The following is a 16,973-nucleotide window of genomic DNA, read 5'->3' on the forward strand; positions in this document are numbered from 1 at the left end:
GGGCAGGTATCACCAGGATGCAGCGCCTCGGCCGGCAGGTGCCGGCCCCTTACTTGGAGGTCAAAGATGACTCGATCCGACAACGTTGCCGGCGGCAGCGGATTCCTCGGCGAAGTGGCACAGCGTTCCCTCTCCCGGCGTTCCCTCCTGCGGTGGGGCGCCCTGGCCGGAGCAGGCGCAGTACTGGCACCCGCCGTCACAGCCTGCGTGGCGCCGAGCGCCCCGGGCGGCGGAGCCACCGGTTCCACCACCCTGACCCTGGGCCTGAACCGCTCCCTGGTCAGCCTGGACAACAAGCTCAACCAGTTCGACGCCGCCGTCACCGTCCAGCGCGCCGTCCGCCAGGCCCTGACGGAAATCGGCGATGACCTCAAGCCCCGCAACGTCCTGGCCGAGTCCTTTGAACTGACCAGCCCCACACAGTGGACGGTCAAGCTCCGCAACGACATCAAGTATTCGGACGGCTCCAGCGTGGCCGTGGAGGATGTGGCCAAGGCCCTGGAGATGTACAGCCAGGTCAACGGCTCCTTCCTGGCCCCGCAGTTCCCGGAATGGCCCACCGTCACGAAAAAGGACGAGCTGACCTTCACCCTGGACACCAAGGCGCCGCTGCCGGTGCTCAGCACGCTGATGTCCAACATCCTCATCACCCCGGCCGCCGCCAACAAGCCTGAAGAGCTGCAGGACGGCGTGGGCACCGGCCCGTACAAGGTGGCCTCCGCGGACCGCGGCACCGGCACCTACAAGCTGGTCGTCAATGAGAACTACTGGGGCGAGAAGCCCAGCGTCAGCGAAGTCAACGTCCGTTTTATGTCCGAGGAGTCCAGCCGCGTGGTGGCCCTGCGTTCCGGCGAGGTGGACGTGATCGACTCCATCACCCCGGACTCGGTGGCCCAGCTGAAATCCGTGGACGGCATCGAGATCGAATCGGTCACCGGAACCCGCTACAACCAGCTGTTCTACAACTTCCGCAAGCCGGCGGACAGCCCCATGTCGGACCCCAAGGTCCGCGAGGCCCTGTCCTACGGGTTCGACAGCAAGTCCGTGGTGGAAGGCATCCTGGGTGGCACCGTCACCTCCGCCAAGGGTGTGGTCCCGCAGACCCTGGCCGGCGCCGTGGAAACCGGCGAATACGCCTACGATCCCGGCAAGGCCAAGTCCCTGCTGGCCGGGCTGGGCGTGTCCAACCTGTCCGTCAAGGTGATCTGGGAAACCGGTGAATTCGCCGCCGACGTTTCCATCATGGAAGCCCTGGTGGAAATGATGAAGGAAATCGGCGTGACGGCCGAGCTGCAGCAGTTCGAGCCGGGCGGCGACATCTCCTCCTGGCGGCAGGGCAAGGCCGGCGACTGGGACATCCTGGGCAACGGCTATGGAAACCAGACCGGCCTGGCCCTGACCAACCTGCAGGGCATGTACGCCGGCACGGCGGAGAAGGAAGCCACCCGCGACACGTACCACGGCTTCGTTTTCCCCGAGATCAGCAGCAAAATCATCACCGCCACGTCAGAGACGGACCAGGCCAAGAGCACCGCACTGCTCACCCAGGTCCAGAAGGACATCTGGGCCAAGTGGCCGTGCATGTGGGCCTTCATCCCCAACGCCGTCCTGGCCCGCCGCGCACGGGTGGAAGGCGTCAAGCTCCGCCCCATCAACTCGTACCAGCTCTCCACAGTCAAGGTGAACGGCTAGCCCCATGCTCACATACGTCGCCAAACGGTTGAGCCAAAGCCTGCTCACGATCTTCCTGACCGTGTCCACAGTGTTTGTGCTCATCCGCATGGCTCCCGGCGACCCGGCCTATGCCCTGGCCGGGCCGCTGGCCTCCACCGGGGACCTGGAAAAAATCCGGACCTCCATGGGGCTCAATGAACCCCTCTTCACCCAATACGGCATCTTCGTCAAGGAACTGGCCGCCGGAAACATCGGCAAGTCATACTCCTTCCAGGCACCCGCCCTGGACGTGGTGCTGGGCAGGCTGTCCAACACCATCTTCCTGGCGGTCCTCGCCATCCTCCTGGCCATCGTGGTGGCCATCCCGCTGGGCGTCTGGATGGCCAAGCGTGCCGACACCAAGCGTGAGCTGGGCGTCAACGTCCTCACCATCGCCGGGCAGTCGATGCCCGATTTCTGGATCGGCATCATGCTCCTGACCCTGTTCGCCGTAGTGTTCCCCATCTTCCCGTCCTCCGGCTTCACCAGCTGGTCCGGGGTGGTGCTGCCCGTTGCCACCATCGCCATCCTGCAGATCGCCCTGGTGTCCCGGATGGTCCGCCGCGAGGTGGGGTCCAACCTGGCCGCCCCCTACCTGACGGTGGCCCGCGCCCGCGGCACCGGCGAGCAGAAACTCACCTGGGCCTACGCCATGCGCAACTCCTCCATCCCCATCCTCACCACCCTGGGCACCCGGTTTGCCGGCATGCTCAACGGCGTGGTGGTGGTGGAAGTGGTGTTCAACTGGCCGGGCCTCGGCTCCCTGGTGGTCCGGGCCCTGGAAACCCGCGACTACCCCCTCATCCAGGCAACAGTGCTGGTGACGTCCGTCCTCGCCGTCGGCGTCCAGCTGCTGATCGATCTCTGCTACCCGCTGCTGGACCCCCGCGTCCGGCTCGGAAAGGTGTCCGTGGCATGAGCACCATCAACGAAATCCCGCTCGCCGCCCAGGCCATGAAACGCCCGACGGCGGTCACCAAGCAGCTGCTCAAGCGCTCCTCCGCGGCCCGCCGGGAACGCTCGGCGAAGGTGAAGATGGTCCTGGGGGCGTTCCTCACCGCCATCGTGGTCCTTCCGATCGTCCTGGCGCAGGTCCTGCCGCTGCCCGACGTCGATGCCCAGAACATCACGTCCCGCTTCCTGCCGCCGCTCAGCGGCGGCCACCTGTTCGGCACCGACCAGCTGGGCCGGGACATCCTCTCCCGCGTCCTGCACGGCGGCCAGGTGTCGCTGACCATCGGCGTGCTCGCCGTGGTGATTTCCGGCGTCGTGGGCGTTGTCCTCGGTGCCCTCGCAGGGTTCTTCGGCGGCTGGGTGGACGCCGTGGTGTCCCGCCTGATCGAAGCCCAGCTCTCGCTGCCGCTGCTCATGATGCTCCTGCTGGTGGTGGCCCTCTTTGGCCCGTCCATCCCGGTCATCACGTTTGTGATCGCGATCGCCCAATGGCCCGAACCTGCCCGCCTCACCCGGTCACTGGTCCTGGTGGAACGCGAAAAACCCTACGTGCAGGCCGCCAAGGTGCTGGGCCTGCCCCAGATCACCACACTGGTGAAGCACATCATCCCCAACGTCATCAACCAGGTGATCGTGGTGGTCCTGCTGCTGCTGGCCACCGCCGTCCTGATGGAAAGCGCCTTGAGCTTCCTGGGTGCCGGGCCGCAGCGCCCGTTCGCCACCTGGGGCCGCATCATCTCCGACGGCCAGGACTTCCTCACCACCTCCTGGTGGATCGTCACCCTGCCCGGCGCTGTAATCGCCATCCTGGTGGTGGGGGTCAACCTGCTGGCGGACGGCCTCCGGGACCGCGTCCGCCGCCGGAAGGAAACCACAGCATGAGCGTCCTCGAGGTCCGCGACCTTTCCATCGAACTGATGACCACCGGCGGGGTGATCCGCGCCGTGGACGGCGTCTCCTTCAGCATCGATGCCGGCCAGACCGTCACCATCATCGGTGAGTCAGGATCGGGAAAGAGTACGACGGCGATGGGCCTCCTCAGGCTCCTGCCGGACGATCTCGCGGTCATCTCCGGCCACGCCATGCTGGACGGCGTGGACGTGGTCACCGAACCGAAGAAATTCGCGAAACTCCGCGGCCGGTCCGTGGCACTGATCCCGCAGGACGCCATGACGGCCCTGTCCCCGGTGCATACCATCGGCCGGCAGCTGGGCGAGGCCGTGCTCCGCAAAGGTGCCATGTCCAAAGCCGACCTGAACCGGCGCTGCCTGGAGCTGCTGGAACAGGTCCGGATCCCCAGCCCGGACGCGCAGCTGAAGAAGTACCCGCACCAGCTCTCCGGCGGCATGCTCCAGCGCGTCCTGATCGCCATGGCGCTCGCCGTGGATCCGGTGCTGCTGGTGGCTGATGAACCTACCAGCGCCCTGGACGTCACCGTGCAGGCCGGCATCCTGGACCTGTTGATGGAACTGCAGGAACGCACCTCCGTGGCCATCCTTATGATCACGCACGACCTGGGTGTGGCCCGGCTGGTCTCGGACCGGATCCACGTGATGAAGGACGGAAAGTTTGTCGAAAGCGGTGAAGTGGAGCAGATTGTGGAGCACCCGCAGACCGACTACACGCAGAAGCTCCTGGCCGCGGTGCCCAAGCTGGGGCACTGGGACGGGGAACCGCAGCCCGATACCCCGGTCTTCAACCCGGCCACGTCCAACACTTTGAACGGAGCACACCCGTGAGCGCCACCCTGCAGACCCCGGCCGGAACGCTGCCGGCGAAGGACCTGGTGCTGTCCGTCAAGAACCTCACCGTGGACTACGCCGTGCACCGCAGCACCTTCCGGGCCGTGGACGATGTCAGCTTCGACGTGCCCCGGGGCAGCACCGTGGCGATTGTGGGCGAGTCGGGCTGCGGCAAGTCCACCATCGCCAAGGCAATCGTCCGGCTGCTCACTCCCACCTCCGGCCAGATCCTGCTCAGCGGCCAGGACATCGCCCGGATGCCGGCACGCCAGCTGCGGCCCCTCCGCGCCAAGGTGCAGATGGTGTTCCAGGACCCGTACGGTTCCCTGGACCCGCACCTGACGGCCGAGGACATCGTGGCCGAACCGCTGACGCTGCGCGGCATCCGCTCCGCGAAGGAACGACGGGCCGAGGCAGCCAAGCTGATCGACCAGGTGGGCCTGCCGTCCTCGGCGTTGGGCCGGCGGCCGGCAGAGTTTTCCGGCGGGCAGCGGCAGCGCATCGGCATTGCCCGGGCGCTGGCCTCCAAACCGGAGCTGCTGGTGTGCGACGAAGCCACCAGCGCCCTGGATGTCTCCGTCCAGGCGCAGGTCCTTGATTTGCTGGCGGACATCCAGCAAGCCACCGGCCTGACGTACCTGATGATCAGCCACAACCTGGGTGTGGTGCGCGAAAGCAGCAGCCACGTCCTGGTGATGTCCAAGGGAAGGATCGTGGAGCAGGGGCCGACGGAGCAGGTCCTCACCACGCCCCGCGACCCCTATACCCGTGCGCTGCGGGCCGCCGCGCTGGACCCGCTGACCATGACCGGCCGCAAACCGCGGGACGTAGTGTCCTGCCTGAACAAAGTAGCGCCCCAGGGCGAACCCGTACAGATGGAGGAAGCAAGCTGATGCAGGGAACCACCGTGGCGGGACTGGAGCTGCCCATCTCGCAGCTGGCGCTGGGCACCATGACGTTCGGGGACACCGCGTCCGAAGAGGTCGCGGCGGGGATGCTGGAAACAGCGCTCGACGCCGGCATCACCGTGATTGATACGGCCAACGGGTACGCCGGGGGAACCACCGAGGAAATCCTGGCCAACCTCCTTCCCGCCCACCGCGACGCCGTCATCCTCGCCTCCAAGGCCGGCATGCCGCACCCGGACGCCGGGGAGCATTCACCGCTCTCGGCGGAAGGCCTGCGCCTCTCGGTGGAGGGCAGCCTCCGCAGGCTCGCCACCGACCGGCTGGACCTGTTCTACCTGCACATGCCCGACCGTGCCGCGCCGCCCGCTGAGACGGTTGCCGCCGTCGGCCGCCTGATCACCGAAGGCAAGGTGGGCGCGTGGGGTGTGTCCAACTTCGCCGCCTGGCAGATCGGTGAGCTGAACGCCGTTGCCGATGCTGCCGGCGTCGTCCGCCCGGTGGTGGCGCAGCAGCTGTACAACCTGCTGGCCACCCGGCTGGAGGACGAATACCTGGAGTTTGCGGAGCACACCGGATTGCTGACGATGGTCTACAACCCGCTGGGCGGCGGGTTGCTGACGGGCAGGCACACCTTTTCGGAGGAGCCCGGTGAAGGCCGGTTCGGTAACTCGCGGCTGGCCGAAATGTACCGCCAGCGGTACTGGGACCCGCGGCTTTTTGAGGCGGTGCGGCAGCTGGCCGGGATTGCCGACGGTGCGGGCCTGCCGTTGCCGGAGCTGTCCCTGCGGTGGCTGCTCAGCAAGCCGGGGGTAGGGTCCGTCTTGTTGGGCGGGTCCAAGGTGGAGCAGCTGCAGGCCAACATCGCGGCTGCCGCGAAGGGTCCGCTGCCGGCCGATGTGGTGGCCGCGTGCGACGCGGTGGCCGCTGAAATCCGCGGGCCCATGCCCAAGTACAACCGCTAGCCTTCTGCTGACCATTGAATCGCCAAACTGAAGAGGAATCCGCCATGAGCGCCGCAGCATTTGCCGAAAAAGCCCGGGCCAAGCAGGCCGTCGTCGGATATTGGGTGGTGCTGGACTCGCCGGTATCCACCGAGCGGGTGGCGCGGCTGGGGTACGACTACGTGGCCCTGGACGCCCAGCACGGCCTGATGGGTTACTCCGGCTGGCTGCACGGCCTGATGGCGATCGACGCAGCCGGGGCCGCGGGGATCGTCAGGGTGCCCTCGAACAACGCAGCGTTCATTGGCCAGGCGCTCGACGCCGGGGCCGCCGGGGTGATCGTGCCGCTGATCAACAACGCGGCTGAAGCCGCTGCCGCCGTCAGGGCAGTCCGGTACCCGCCGCACGGCATGCGGTCCTACGGTCCCATGCGCTCGGCGCTGCGGATCGGTCCCAAGCCTGCTGAAGCCGATGCCACCGTGCTGTGCCTGGCCATGATCGAGACGCCCGAAGGCTTGGAGAACGTGAAGGAGATCTGCGCCGTGCCCGGGATCGACGGGGTGTACATCGGCCCGTCCGATCTATGCCTTGCCGTGGGCGGGAAGTTCCCGAACGATCCGGACGTGGCGGAGGTCTTCAACGCCGCCCTGGTGACCATCCGGGAGGCGGCCGAAGCTGCCGACGTCATCGCGGCGATCCACACGCCCAGCGGTGAGGTGGCGGCCCAGCGGATCTCGGAGGGCTTCACATTCGTGACCGTGGCGTCGGACCTGACGCACCTGGAAATCGCCGCGGCAGGTCATCTGGCCACGGCCCGCGGGGAGTAAGCGGGGAATCACTGGGCGGACCTTTACATCCGCCTCCGCCGAACGCACCGCAGCAAATCCCCGGCCGGGAGAACCCGACCGGGGATTTTTGCGTTCTGTTTCCGGCGGGTTCCTACAGGGCGGCGCCCGACGGCCTCCCGTCCTGGCTCGCATGGGAATCCTTCGTGGAGACGCGGGCGCCCGGCGTCGGACTCGCATTGGGCCCTCTTAGCAACTTTGTTGTGCTGAATGCAACTAATGAACCAACCGCGGCGCTCGCCGTTGGTTCCTCGTGAAAGCTGGGACGACGGCGGCAGCCTGGCCAATGCGTCATGATGAGAAAGTGGAATAGAGCGGAATCGCGGCGGGAAGCACTCGAAAAAGCATTGACTGTGTCGCGCATCACGCATAGTCTGTTGCAACAGCGTTGCGCTTATTGCAACCCCAAACAACTTGGTGGACAAATGAGTAACGAGACTTCATCCTCCCCTCTCCAAGGAATCGCGAGTGCGGAGCATAACCGCGCCCATGGAGGCAGCACACTGAGCGGCCAGCAGCTGCACCTTGCTGACAACGTCGTCAGCAGGGAAACGCGCCGCCGGGTCGTCGCGGCAAGCTTCATCGGCAACTTTGTTGAATGGTTCGACTACGCCGTCTACGGATACCTGGCCGTCACGATCGCCACCGTGTTCTTCCCTGAGTCGGACCCCCAGACGGGACTCCTGCTGACGTTCGCCCTTTTTGCCATCTCGTTCCTGGTGCGTCCGCTTGGCGGCTTCGTCTGGGGCCACATCGGGGACAAAGTGGGCCGACGCACCGCACTCTCCCTTTCAATCCTGATCATGTCCGCTGCAACCTTCTGCATCGCCCTGATCCCGGGTTACGACACCATCGGCATCTGGGCGCCGGTCCTTCTGTTGATGATCCGCGTTGTTCAGGGCTTCTCCGCTTCCGGGGAATACGCCGGGGCTTCGGCCTTCCTGGTGGAGTACGCTCCCGCGAACAAGCGCGGCCTGTTCGCCGCAGTGGTTCCCGCGAGCACCGCGGCCGGACTTCTCTTCGGCTCCCTGATTGCGGGTCTGCTGACCACCATGCTCAGCACCGAGGCGATGCACGGCTGGGGCTGGCGCCTGCCGTTCCTGCTGGCCGCCCCGATGGGACTGATTGGCCGCTACATCCGGACCAAGCTCGAAGACACCCCGGTGTTCCGTGAGTTGGCAGCGGAGGACGAAACCATCAAAGCGCCGGTGGCGGGGTTGTTCCGGAACCACTGGCGGCTGCTACTCAAGGCCGTCGGCGCCGTGCTGCTCAACGCCGTCGGGTTCTACGTGATCCTCAGTTACATGCCAACCTACCTGTCCTCTGAGCTGGGCCTCGGTGCCACCGCATCATTCCTCGCCACCACCATTGCGCTCGTTACCTATATCGGCTTCATCTTCCTGACCGGGATGCTTTCAGATCGCTACGGACGCAAAAAAGTGCTGATCAGCGCGTCCATCACGTTCATCCTGCTGACCGTGCCCGCGTTCGCGCTGCTGGGAACAGGGAACTTCCTCATCATCGTCCTGGTCCAGATCCTGTTGGGCGCCATGCTCACCCTTAACGACGGCACGCTGCCCAGCTTCCTGGCCGAAATGTTCCCCACCCGCGTCCGCTACAGCGGCTTTGCGGTCAGCTTCAACCTGTCCAACGCCCTGTTCGGCGGCACCGCTCCGTTCATGGCAACGCTCCTGATCGCGTCGACGGGCAACGACCTCGCTCCCGCCTGGTATCTGGTCGCAGCGGCCATTATCTCCCTGGTCGCCGTCGCGCTCTCCCGCGAAACGTGCAGGGAACCGCTGCGCCACGAGTAGCCGCCCCGGCTCCACACTCTTTTCCTCACCAAGAACAGCACCGCAGAAAGGCATCACCATGACCGTTAGCACCGATAACGCAACCACCGTCGCTGAACTGGAGCGCACCAAGATCCTTCGGAACGGCAAAAAGGTCAGCCTGACGTTCTCCGACGCCGAGTTTGAACGCCGCCTGGCCGGCCTGCGCCGGATCATGGCAGCGAAGGATCTGGACGCCGTCGTCCTGACCAGCTACCACTCCATCAAGTACTACTCCGACTTCCTCTTCACCACCTTCGGCCGGCCGTACGCCATGGTGGTCACCCAGGCCGACAACGTCACCGTCACCGCCAACATCGACGCCGGTATGCCCTGGCGCCGCAGCTACGGAGACAACCTGGTCTACACCGACTGGCGCCGCGACAATTACATCTTCGCCATCCAGGAGGTCCTGCGTACCCGGGGGATCAGCCCGCGCCGCCTCGGTGTGGAGGATGACTCGCTGCCGCTGGATAACCGCAACAAGATCCAGGCGGCCTTTGACGGGGCAGCCCTGGTGGACGTGGCCCAGGCAGCCATGCGCCAGCGCATGATCAAGTCCGCCGAAGAGATTGAGGTCATCAAGCACGGCGCCCGCATCGGCGACCTTGGCGGCGAAGCCATCCGCAACGCCATCACGGCCGGAATCACCGAATACGAGGTGGCCCTGATCGGCACCGAAGCCATGGTGCACGAGATTGCCCGGACCTTTCCCGACTCCGAAATCCGTGACACCTGGGTGTGGTTCCAGTCGGGCATCAACACCGACGGCGCCCACAACTGGGCCACTACGCGGAAGATCCAGCAACACGACATCCTGTCCCTGAACTGCTTCCCCATGACCTCCGGCTACTACACCGCGCTGGAACGGACGCTCTTCTACGGTGAGCCAGATGCCCGCTCGCTGGAACTGTGGAACATCAACGTCGAGGTCCACAAGCGCGGCCTGGAACTTATCAAACCAGGGGCTGTCTGCAAGGACATCGCCGCCGAGCTTAATGAGATCTATGTGGGACACGGACTGCTGGCCAACCGCACCTTTGGCTACGGACATTCCTTCGGCGTCCTCAGCCACTACTACGGCCGGGAAGCCGGACTGGAGCTCCGCGAGGACATCGACACCGTCCTGGAACCGGGCATGGTGGTTTCCATGGAACCGATGATCACCGTCCTGGACGGCCAGCCGGGCGCCGGCGGCTACCGGGAACACGACATCCTGGTAGTAGGGGAGGACGGTGCCGAGAACATCACCAAGTTCCCGTTTGGCCCCGAATACAACATCATCGGCGGCTGATCCTTTCATTAGCGGCACACGAGGAAGCGGCGCCAGGCCCCTGGCGCCGCTTCCGGCGACTGTAGGGAATGATGGGAAACACCATGAGTGCAACTGAATCCGAGACCACAGCCAACGGCGACAGCAAGGGTGCTTCCGTCATCGTCAACGCGATCGCCGTCCTCCGCACCTTCACCGCTGACGAGCCGCTCCTGGGCGTTACCGAAATCGCCAACCGTGTGGGCCTGCACAAAAGCACCGTCTCCAGGATCCTGGCCACGTTCGAACAGGAACACCTCGTGGAGCGCGACGAGGAAACCCGCCGCTTCCGGCTGGGGCTCGGACTCATTGCCGTGGCCGGCCCCCTGCTGGCCGAATTGGAAGAGCGCCGCGTCGCCTATCCCGTGCTCCGCGAACTCACCGAGCAGACCGGCGAAACCAGTGCCCTCATGATGTGGAGCGGCGACGAATCGATTTGTGTTGAGCAGATCGCCAGCCATCAGCAGATCAAACACACCGCCCCGCTGGGCGTACGCTACAGCGACGCCCTGAGTTCATCAGTGCAGGTCTTCCTTGCCAACGAACCCGAAGCCCGGGTACGAACTCTCCTCAGCAGCGGTGCCATTTCTTACCCCGGCCTCGACGACGTCAGCCTGGATGCCTATATGGTCCGGCTGAGGGACGGCATCAGCCGCGGCTGGGCACTTAACTATGGAGAAACTTCCATCGACGAGGTGGGCGTGGCCGCGCCCGTCTACGATCACCGCGGCGACATTGTGGCCGCCGTCCTGATCCCTGCCCCAAGATTCCGGGTTTCCACGGACCGCCTTCACGCCCTCGGGGAATCGTGCGCCGCGGCTGCGCAGAAAGTCACGGCACGTCTGGGCGGACGCGCCCGGTCCCGCTGAGGCGTTGTTGGACCTCCAGGCGATGGTTGCGACAAACCTGCTGGTCCACCTCGCGGTTTTGCCGGGTGGACGGCGCGCAGGACGACGGCGGGAGGCGGGTGCCGGCGTCGGCCAAACCCTTTCTTCGTGCCGGAGCGCCGTTGTAGGGTCAGGCCGTGATCGTCCCCGATATTTCCCAGAGCGCCGAGGCTGTGGCGGAGCACTACGACGAGCTCGATCCCATCTACCGCCGCGTGTGGGGTGAGCATGTCCACCACGGATTGTGGGCGACGGGCCGCGAGACGGCCGGCGCGGCCGTTGAGGCGCTGGTGGACACGGTTGGCGACAGGCTGGGCCTCACGCCCGGCCAGGCGTGCGTCGACATCGGGTGCGGCTACGGCGCCACGGCAAGGCGGCTCGCGGTGCTGCACGGGGTCCGTGTCACCGGTTTCACGCTGTCAGAGGAGCAGGCGCGCTACGCTGCCGGCCAGCCCGTGCCCGACGTGGAAATCCGGGTCCGGGACTGGCTCGACAACGGGCTGGCCGGAGCCACCGCCGACGCCGCATGGGCTATCGAGTCGAGCGAACACATGGTCGATAAGCCCAGGTTCTTCGCCGAGGCCCACCGCGTGCTGTCGCCCGGTGGCCGCTTCGTCATCTGCGCCTGGCTGGCCGAAACGAACGCCGGCGGGTTGAAGGTCCGCCACCTGCTGGAGCCCATCTGCCGCGAAGGCCGGCTGCCCTCGATGGGCACCCGCGGGGACTACGAGGCCATGGCGACGGCGGCGGGCTTCACGGTCACCGGCTACGAGGATGTCAGCCGCCGCGTTGCCCGTACCTGGACAATCTGCGCCCTCCGGTTGGTGAAAGCCCTCCTCGTTGACCGCGAAGCCCGCCGCCTCGCCTTGAGCGCAGGCAACCGCGGAGCCGTCCTCGGCATTCCCCGCATGATCCTGGCTTACCGCTGCGGTGCGATGCGGTACGGGATCTTCACCCTGCAGAAGGCCTAGGAGGGCGGTGGCCTGCGTGGCTTGTCATCTGGCGACTGCCAAGGGCGGGTGGAACACGGCGGGCTGCCTATGATCGAGGCACACCCGCCGCCTGCCGAAAGCGATTCCGTGACCTTTACCCCCGCGAGCAGTTTCACCACCCGGCCCACCCTGCAAGGCACCTTCGGGATGACGGCCTCCACGCACTGGCTGGCCACCGCGTCGGCGCAGGCCGTGCTGGAGCGCGGTGGGAACGCCTTTGACGCCGTCGTGGCGGGCGCTTTTGTCCTGCACATTGTGGAACCGCACCTGAACGGGCCCGGCGGGGACATGACCGGCGTGTTTGTCACCGCCGCCAACCCCTCCGAACCCGTGGTGCTGATGGGCCAGGGTCCTGCCCCGGCCGCTGCCACGCGGGAGCATTACCTGGCCGAGGGCCTTGAACTGGTGCCCGGCGCGGGTGCGCTCGCCGCCGCGGTGCCGATCGCCGTCGACGCCTGGCTCTTGCTGCTGCGCGACCACGGCACCTGGGAATTGGCAGACGTGCTGGCCTTCGCCATCGGGTACGCCCGGGACGGCCACCCCGTCCTGGAACGCGTGGGCAGCACCATCGCCACCGTGGCGGACCTTTTCGCCGAACACTGGCCGACGTCGGCAGCCCAGTGGATGCCGGACGGCCGGATTCCGCGGGGCGGGGACATTGTCCGGAACCTGCCGTACGCGGCGGTCCTGGACCGGCTGATTGCCGCAGGGGGCGCGGGCAGCCGCGCGGAACGGATCGACGCCGCCCGGCGCGAGTGGCGGGAGGGGTTTGTGGCGCAGGCCGCGGTGGCTTTCCTTGCCGCGCCGCACCGGCATTCCTCCGGCACGGACCACGCCGGCGTCATCACAGAGGCGGACTTCGCCTCGTGTCCTGCGGGGTACGAACCGGCCGCCACGTTCGAATTCCGCGGGCTCACCATCGCCAAGACCGGACCGTGGGGGCAGGGGCCGGCACTGCTGCAGACCCTGGCCATCCTTGACGGGTTCGACGACGAGCACCTGGACCCCTCCACGGCACTCGGGGTGCACACCATCCTGGAGGCGCAGAAGCTGGCCATCGCCGACCGTGAGGCCTTCTACGGCGACACCGGCGTCCCCCTCGACCACCTGCTCAGCCCCGGCTACGCGGCGGAACGCCGGGCCCTGATCGGCGAACGCGCCTCGCACGATTTCCGTCCCGGGAGCGTCCCCGGCCATGAACCGTTCCTGCCACCCTTGCGCACGGAGTACCTCCCGCCGTCGGCCGCTTCCACCGGGTTCGCCGGCGTGGGTGAACCGACGGTGGCGCCCACCGGCGAGACGCGCGGGGACACCTGCCACCTCGATGTGGTGGACCGGTGGGGGAACATGGTGTCGGCGACGCCGTCGGGCGGGTGGCTGCAGTCCTCGCCGACCATTCCTGAGCTGGGCTTCTGCCTGGGAACGCGGTTGCAGATGACCTGGCTGGAGGACGGTTCGCCGTCCACGCTCACGCCGGGCAAACGCCCGCGCACCACGCTGACGCCCACGCTTGTCCTGCAGGACGGGCAGCCGACGACGGCGCTCGGCTCGCCGGGCGGGGACCAGCAGGACCAGTGGCAGCTGCTGTATCTGCTGCGCACCATTGTGGGCGGGTACTCGCCGCAGCAGGCCATCGACGCGCCGGTGTTCCATACGACGTCGATCCCCGGCTCCTTCTGGCCGCGCACCTGGACACCGGGCGGCGCCGTGGTGGAGGACCGGCTGGGGGAGTCCGTGATTGCGGATCTTATTGCCCGGGGGCATGTGGTTACCCGGGCGGGGGACTGGGCGCTGGGCCGGCTTTCCGCTGTGACGCGGGACCCCTCTTCCGGCGTACTCGGTGCTGCCGCCAACCCGCGCGGCGCGCAGGGTTACGCGGCGGGCCGGTAGGGGTGCTTCGCACTGCTCGTTTGGAGTAATCTGCAGCGGCTTAGTAGTCTCTGACCTAGTTGGCCAACGGACATTTCTGGGCATTCTCGCCAGTCCGTGCAAAGCGCCACTCTTATTTGGGGGAACGTTGAAGAAGAATCTTGCTTTTGTTGTGCTCGCCGGGCTGTTGCTCACGGGTTGCGGAGGGGCAACGCAGGCCGCGGAGCCCACTGTCGTGGCAACGCCGGTGGCGGACACCGAAGCCCTGGTCGAGTTGCCCGACGTTGTGGGCCTGACTCTGGACAAAGCCACCGATCAGCTCGAAAAGCTGAAATTCAAGGTCAAAGCAACAGATGTGAACGACGACAAGACCATCGTCAAAAAGAGCAACTGGCAGGTTGTCAGCCAGGACCCCGAAAGGCGAACCAAGCCCGCGGAGGGTTCAACCGTGAACCTCGGCGTCAAACACCTCACCGACGAAACCGCGACTCCCACGCCGACCCCGACTCCCACTGCGGCGCCCGTCGTCCAGGCGGAAGTTGTCACGCCTGCGGCGCCCCCTGTGGTGGTGGCCCCACCTGTGGTTGAAGCGCCTCCCGTTGTTGTTGCCCCGCCCGCCGCGCCTCCCGTAGTTGTGGCCCCGCCGGCCGTTGTTGCGCCGCCAGTTGTTGTGGCACCGCCTGCTGCGGCTTACTACAAGAACTGTGATGCGGTGCGCGCGGCAGGCGCTGCCCCGATTCACAGCAGCCAGCCCGGATACGGCAAGCACCTGGACAAGGACGGCGACGGCTGGGGCTGCGACAAGTAGCCCATACCCTGCCGGCCGCAAACAGCGGGTTGGCCTGGCCATCAGGTGAGCAGGCGGACCCCTGTCATCCGGGCCAGAACTTCCAGGAGCTGGTCCTGGAAGCCGACGTCGCGGACTGCTGCGGCGATCGGGGCAGGACGGCGGTGGTGCCACACCGAACCGCTGCTGCCCGCTTCCGGACTGTCGCTGACGGCAAGCCAAGTCTGCGTCAGGTGGCCCTCAACGAGATCATCCGGCGCGGAGGCTCCACCCATGCGGGTGGGCACCCAGCCGGGATCGACTGCGTGGGTCAGGGTTCCTGGCCGGAGGCGGGCTACAGCGAGTGCAAGGGCAGTGACAAACAGCTTGCTGTCGCAGTACGCCTGGGTGCCGTCCCATTTCCTGGCCTCCCAGTCCATGTCGTCGAGTTGGCCGCTGCCGCCACGGTGCATGTCGCTGGTGAGGTAGATCAGCCGCCCCGGATTCCGGATCAGGACAGTCAGCAGGTACGGCGCCAGGGTGTTAACGGCCAAGGTTCGGGGATGTCCGGCCTTGGTGGGGTTGCGATGTCCTTCGCCGTAGACGCCGGCGTTATGGATGACGGCGTCCATCCGACCCAGCTCGTTGACCTGGTCCGCGACGCTGCGGGCCTGCTGGGGGTCGGCAAGGTCGCCGATGACAACGTCGGCACCCCGGCGCACCAGATCCGCCAGCGTGGCCGCGCGGCCGCTGTCGCGGGCATGGACCACCAGCCGGTGGCCCTCGCCGAGGAGGGTCTCAGCGGCAGCCCGGCCAAGACCTTGGGCGGAACCGGTAATAAAGATGCGGGCCATAGGGAGATCCTCAGGTTCTGGTCAGCGGAGCTGGCGATCAGCGCACGACAATACCCGTTTTGTCGCTGACCTTGTGGACGCGGGGCGGTAGGGCTCAGCCTGGCCGCGCCGCGAGGTGCTCCGCCACGTACCCAGCGTCCGGCCCAACGCCCGGCAGGGTTGCGGAAGCGTGGCGGGTAAGCCACGGCAGGCCGACGACGTAGAGTCCAGGCACCTTGGTGACGCCGCGGGTATGCAGGGGGTAGTTCCATTCGTCCAGTACCGGGACGTCCAGGAAGCCGAAGTCCAGGCTGTAGCCGGTGGACCAGACGATTGAGGTGACACCTGCGGCCTCGAGGTCCAGCCGGGCGCCGTCCGTGGCCGGCAGCCACGTGTCCACCGCGGGCTCCTCAATTTCCGGCGCGTTGAGGCCCGCCGCTTCGATATAGGCGTCGATGAGCCGCAGCCGGTGCCCGAATCCTCCCTCGACCTGCACAAGGCGTTCCGGCAGATCGTCCGTGAAGGTGAGCGCCCCGCCGTCGTCCATTCCCTCGAACCTGCCGTGCAGGTGCACGCCGCGTCGGCCCAGGTCACGGAGGTGGATGCTGTGGCCCCCGTTGTTCCCGGAGATCTGCGGGTTGCAGAATAGCCGGGCCGCGGGGGAGGGCAGCTGGTCCGCCTGGAGACCGGTGATGCCTGCCGCCGGTCCGTGGAGGTTGACCTGCCAGATCCAGTCGAAGAGGTCCTTGCCCCGGTAACGGCGCGGCGCCTCAGGGCAGGAAGAGGCCGAAAGGTGGACTTCACGTCCGGCGTCGAGCAGGTCCTCGGTGATCTGGCCGCCCGACTGTCCGGTGCCGACAACCAGGACTGCGCCCTGGGGCAACGCGGACGGGTTGCGGTAGTCGTGGCTGTGCAGCTGCGTGATGTTGCCGGGGATGCCGGCTGCGGCGGAGGGAATCCGTGGGTGCTGGAAGGCGCCGTTGGCCAGGACCACGTTGTTGGCGTGCCAGTGGCCCCGGGTCGTTTCAACGTTGAATCCGGTACCGTCCTGCGAAACCCGGGTGACGGAAGTGCCCAACTGCAGCGGCGCTTGGATGCGCTCGCCGTACTCCCGGAAGAACCCGATGACGGTGTCCCGGGGCAGGAAACCGTCAGGGTCGCCGTCGTACGCCATTCCTGGGAGGGCCAACGCGAAGTTGGGCGTGTTCAGGTAAAAGGAGTCCCACCTGTCCTGCCACGCGCCGCCCAGGGTGTCGCGCCGGTCCAGCAGCAGATGGTCCACGCCATTTTGGGTGAGCCAGTAGCTGGTGGCGAGGCCTGCCTGGCCGGCGCCGATCACCAGTGTGTTGATGTTTGTGGCAGGGCCAGCGGGGGCCATC

The 16,973-nt window shown here is 66.7% G+C and carries 15 protein-coding genes; 13 read left to right on the forward strand and 2 right to left on the reverse strand.

Annotated features, from left to right (window positions below):
• Positions 1-66 precede the first annotated feature (66 nt).
• From QRN07_RS08725 to QRN07_RS08785, 13 genes are all read left to right on the forward strand, one after another.
• Positions 67-1,692, forward strand: coding sequence for an ABC transporter substrate-binding protein (locus QRN07_RS08725; RefSeq protein ID WP_285240868.1), 1,626 nt, complete (start codon positions 67-69; stop codon positions 1,690-1,692).
• A gap of 4 nt (positions 1,693-1,696) precedes the next feature.
• Complete coding sequence (locus QRN07_RS08730; RefSeq protein ID WP_285240869.1) at positions 1,697-2,632, forward strand: ABC transporter permease; 936 nt, start codon at positions 1,697-1,699, stop codon at positions 2,630-2,632.
• The gene (locus tag QRN07_RS08735; protein WP_056600602.1) at positions 2,629-3,549 is read left to right on the forward strand and encodes an ABC transporter permease; all 921 of its coding nucleotides are present in this window, start codon (positions 2,629-2,631) and stop codon (positions 3,547-3,549) included. Before QRN07_RS08730 ends, QRN07_RS08735 begins: the two co-directional genes overlap by 4 nt.
• Complete coding sequence (locus tag QRN07_RS08740) at positions 3,546-4,406, forward strand: ABC transporter ATP-binding protein (protein ID WP_285240870.1); 861 nt, start codon at positions 3,546-3,548, stop codon at positions 4,404-4,406. Before QRN07_RS08735 ends, QRN07_RS08740 begins: the two co-directional genes overlap by 4 nt.
• Positions 4,403-5,302, forward strand: a complete 900-nt coding sequence (locus tag QRN07_RS08745; protein ID WP_285240871.1) for an ATP-binding cassette domain-containing protein — start codon at positions 4,403-4,405, stop codon at positions 5,300-5,302. Before QRN07_RS08740 ends, QRN07_RS08745 begins: the two co-directional genes overlap by 4 nt.
• Positions 5,302-6,279: an aldo/keto reductase gene (locus QRN07_RS08750; protein WP_285240872.1), complete on the forward strand. Its 978-nt coding sequence runs from the start codon at positions 5,302-5,304 to the stop codon at positions 6,277-6,279. The genes QRN07_RS08745 and QRN07_RS08750 overlap by 1 nt, the downstream gene beginning before the upstream one ends.
• 44 nt (positions 6,280-6,323) lie before the next feature.
• A complete protein-coding gene (locus QRN07_RS08755) occupies positions 6,324-7,085 on the forward strand; it encodes an HpcH/HpaI aldolase family protein (protein WP_285240873.1) in 762 nt (253 codons plus the stop codon).
• A gap of 443 nt (positions 7,086-7,528) precedes the next feature.
• Positions 7,529-8,917, forward strand: a complete 1,389-nt coding sequence (locus tag QRN07_RS08760) for an MFS transporter (RefSeq protein ID WP_285240874.1) — start codon at positions 7,529-7,531, stop codon at positions 8,915-8,917.
• A gap of 58 nt (positions 8,918-8,975) precedes the next feature.
• Positions 8,976-10,229, forward strand: coding sequence for an aminopeptidase P family protein (locus QRN07_RS08765; protein ID WP_285240875.1), 1,254 nt, complete (start codon positions 8,976-8,978; stop codon positions 10,227-10,229).
• An 83-nt stretch (positions 10,230-10,312) separates the two neighbouring features.
• Positions 10,313-11,116 carry an IclR family transcriptional regulator gene (locus tag QRN07_RS08770; protein ID WP_285240876.1) on the forward strand — a complete coding sequence of 268 codons (804 nt, stop codon included), beginning with the start codon at positions 10,313-10,315 and terminating at the stop codon, positions 11,114-11,116.
• Between the two features lie 155 nt (positions 11,117-11,271).
• A complete protein-coding gene (locus QRN07_RS08775) occupies positions 11,272-12,105 on the forward strand; it encodes a class I SAM-dependent methyltransferase (RefSeq protein ID WP_285240877.1) in 834 nt (277 codons plus the stop codon).
• Positions 12,106-12,213: 108 nt separating this feature from the next.
• Positions 12,214-14,016 (forward strand): gamma-glutamyltransferase family protein, encoded by a 1,803-nt coding sequence (locus QRN07_RS08780; RefSeq protein WP_502934787.1) that lies wholly within the window; start codon positions 12,214-12,216, stop codon positions 14,014-14,016.
• Between the two features lie 127 nt (positions 14,017-14,143).
• Positions 14,144-14,803 (forward strand): excalibur calcium-binding domain-containing protein, encoded by a 660-nt coding sequence (locus QRN07_RS08785; RefSeq protein ID WP_285240878.1) that lies wholly within the window; start codon positions 14,144-14,146, stop codon positions 14,801-14,803.
• 41 nt (positions 14,804-14,844) lie between these two features.
• Here the strand turns inward: QRN07_RS08785 and QRN07_RS08790 are convergent, their stop codons facing one another.
• Both QRN07_RS08790 and QRN07_RS08795 read right to left on the reverse strand, forming a co-directional pair.
• Complete coding sequence (locus tag QRN07_RS08790) at positions 14,845-15,615, reverse strand: SDR family NAD(P)-dependent oxidoreductase (protein ID WP_285240879.1); 771 nt, start codon at positions 15,613-15,615, stop codon at positions 14,845-14,847.
• Between the two features lie 94 nt (positions 15,616-15,709).
• On the reverse strand, positions 15,710-16,972 hold the full coding sequence (locus tag QRN07_RS08795; RefSeq protein ID WP_050684835.1) for a flavin-containing monooxygenase: 1,263 nt from the start codon (positions 16,970-16,972) through the stop codon (positions 15,710-15,712).
• Position 16,973: the final 1 nt, after the last annotated feature.

It is taken from the genome of Pseudarthrobacter sp. MEB009 (assembly GCF_030208875.1).
Classification (GTDB): domain Bacteria; phylum Actinomycetota; class Actinomycetes; order Actinomycetales; family Micrococcaceae; genus Arthrobacter.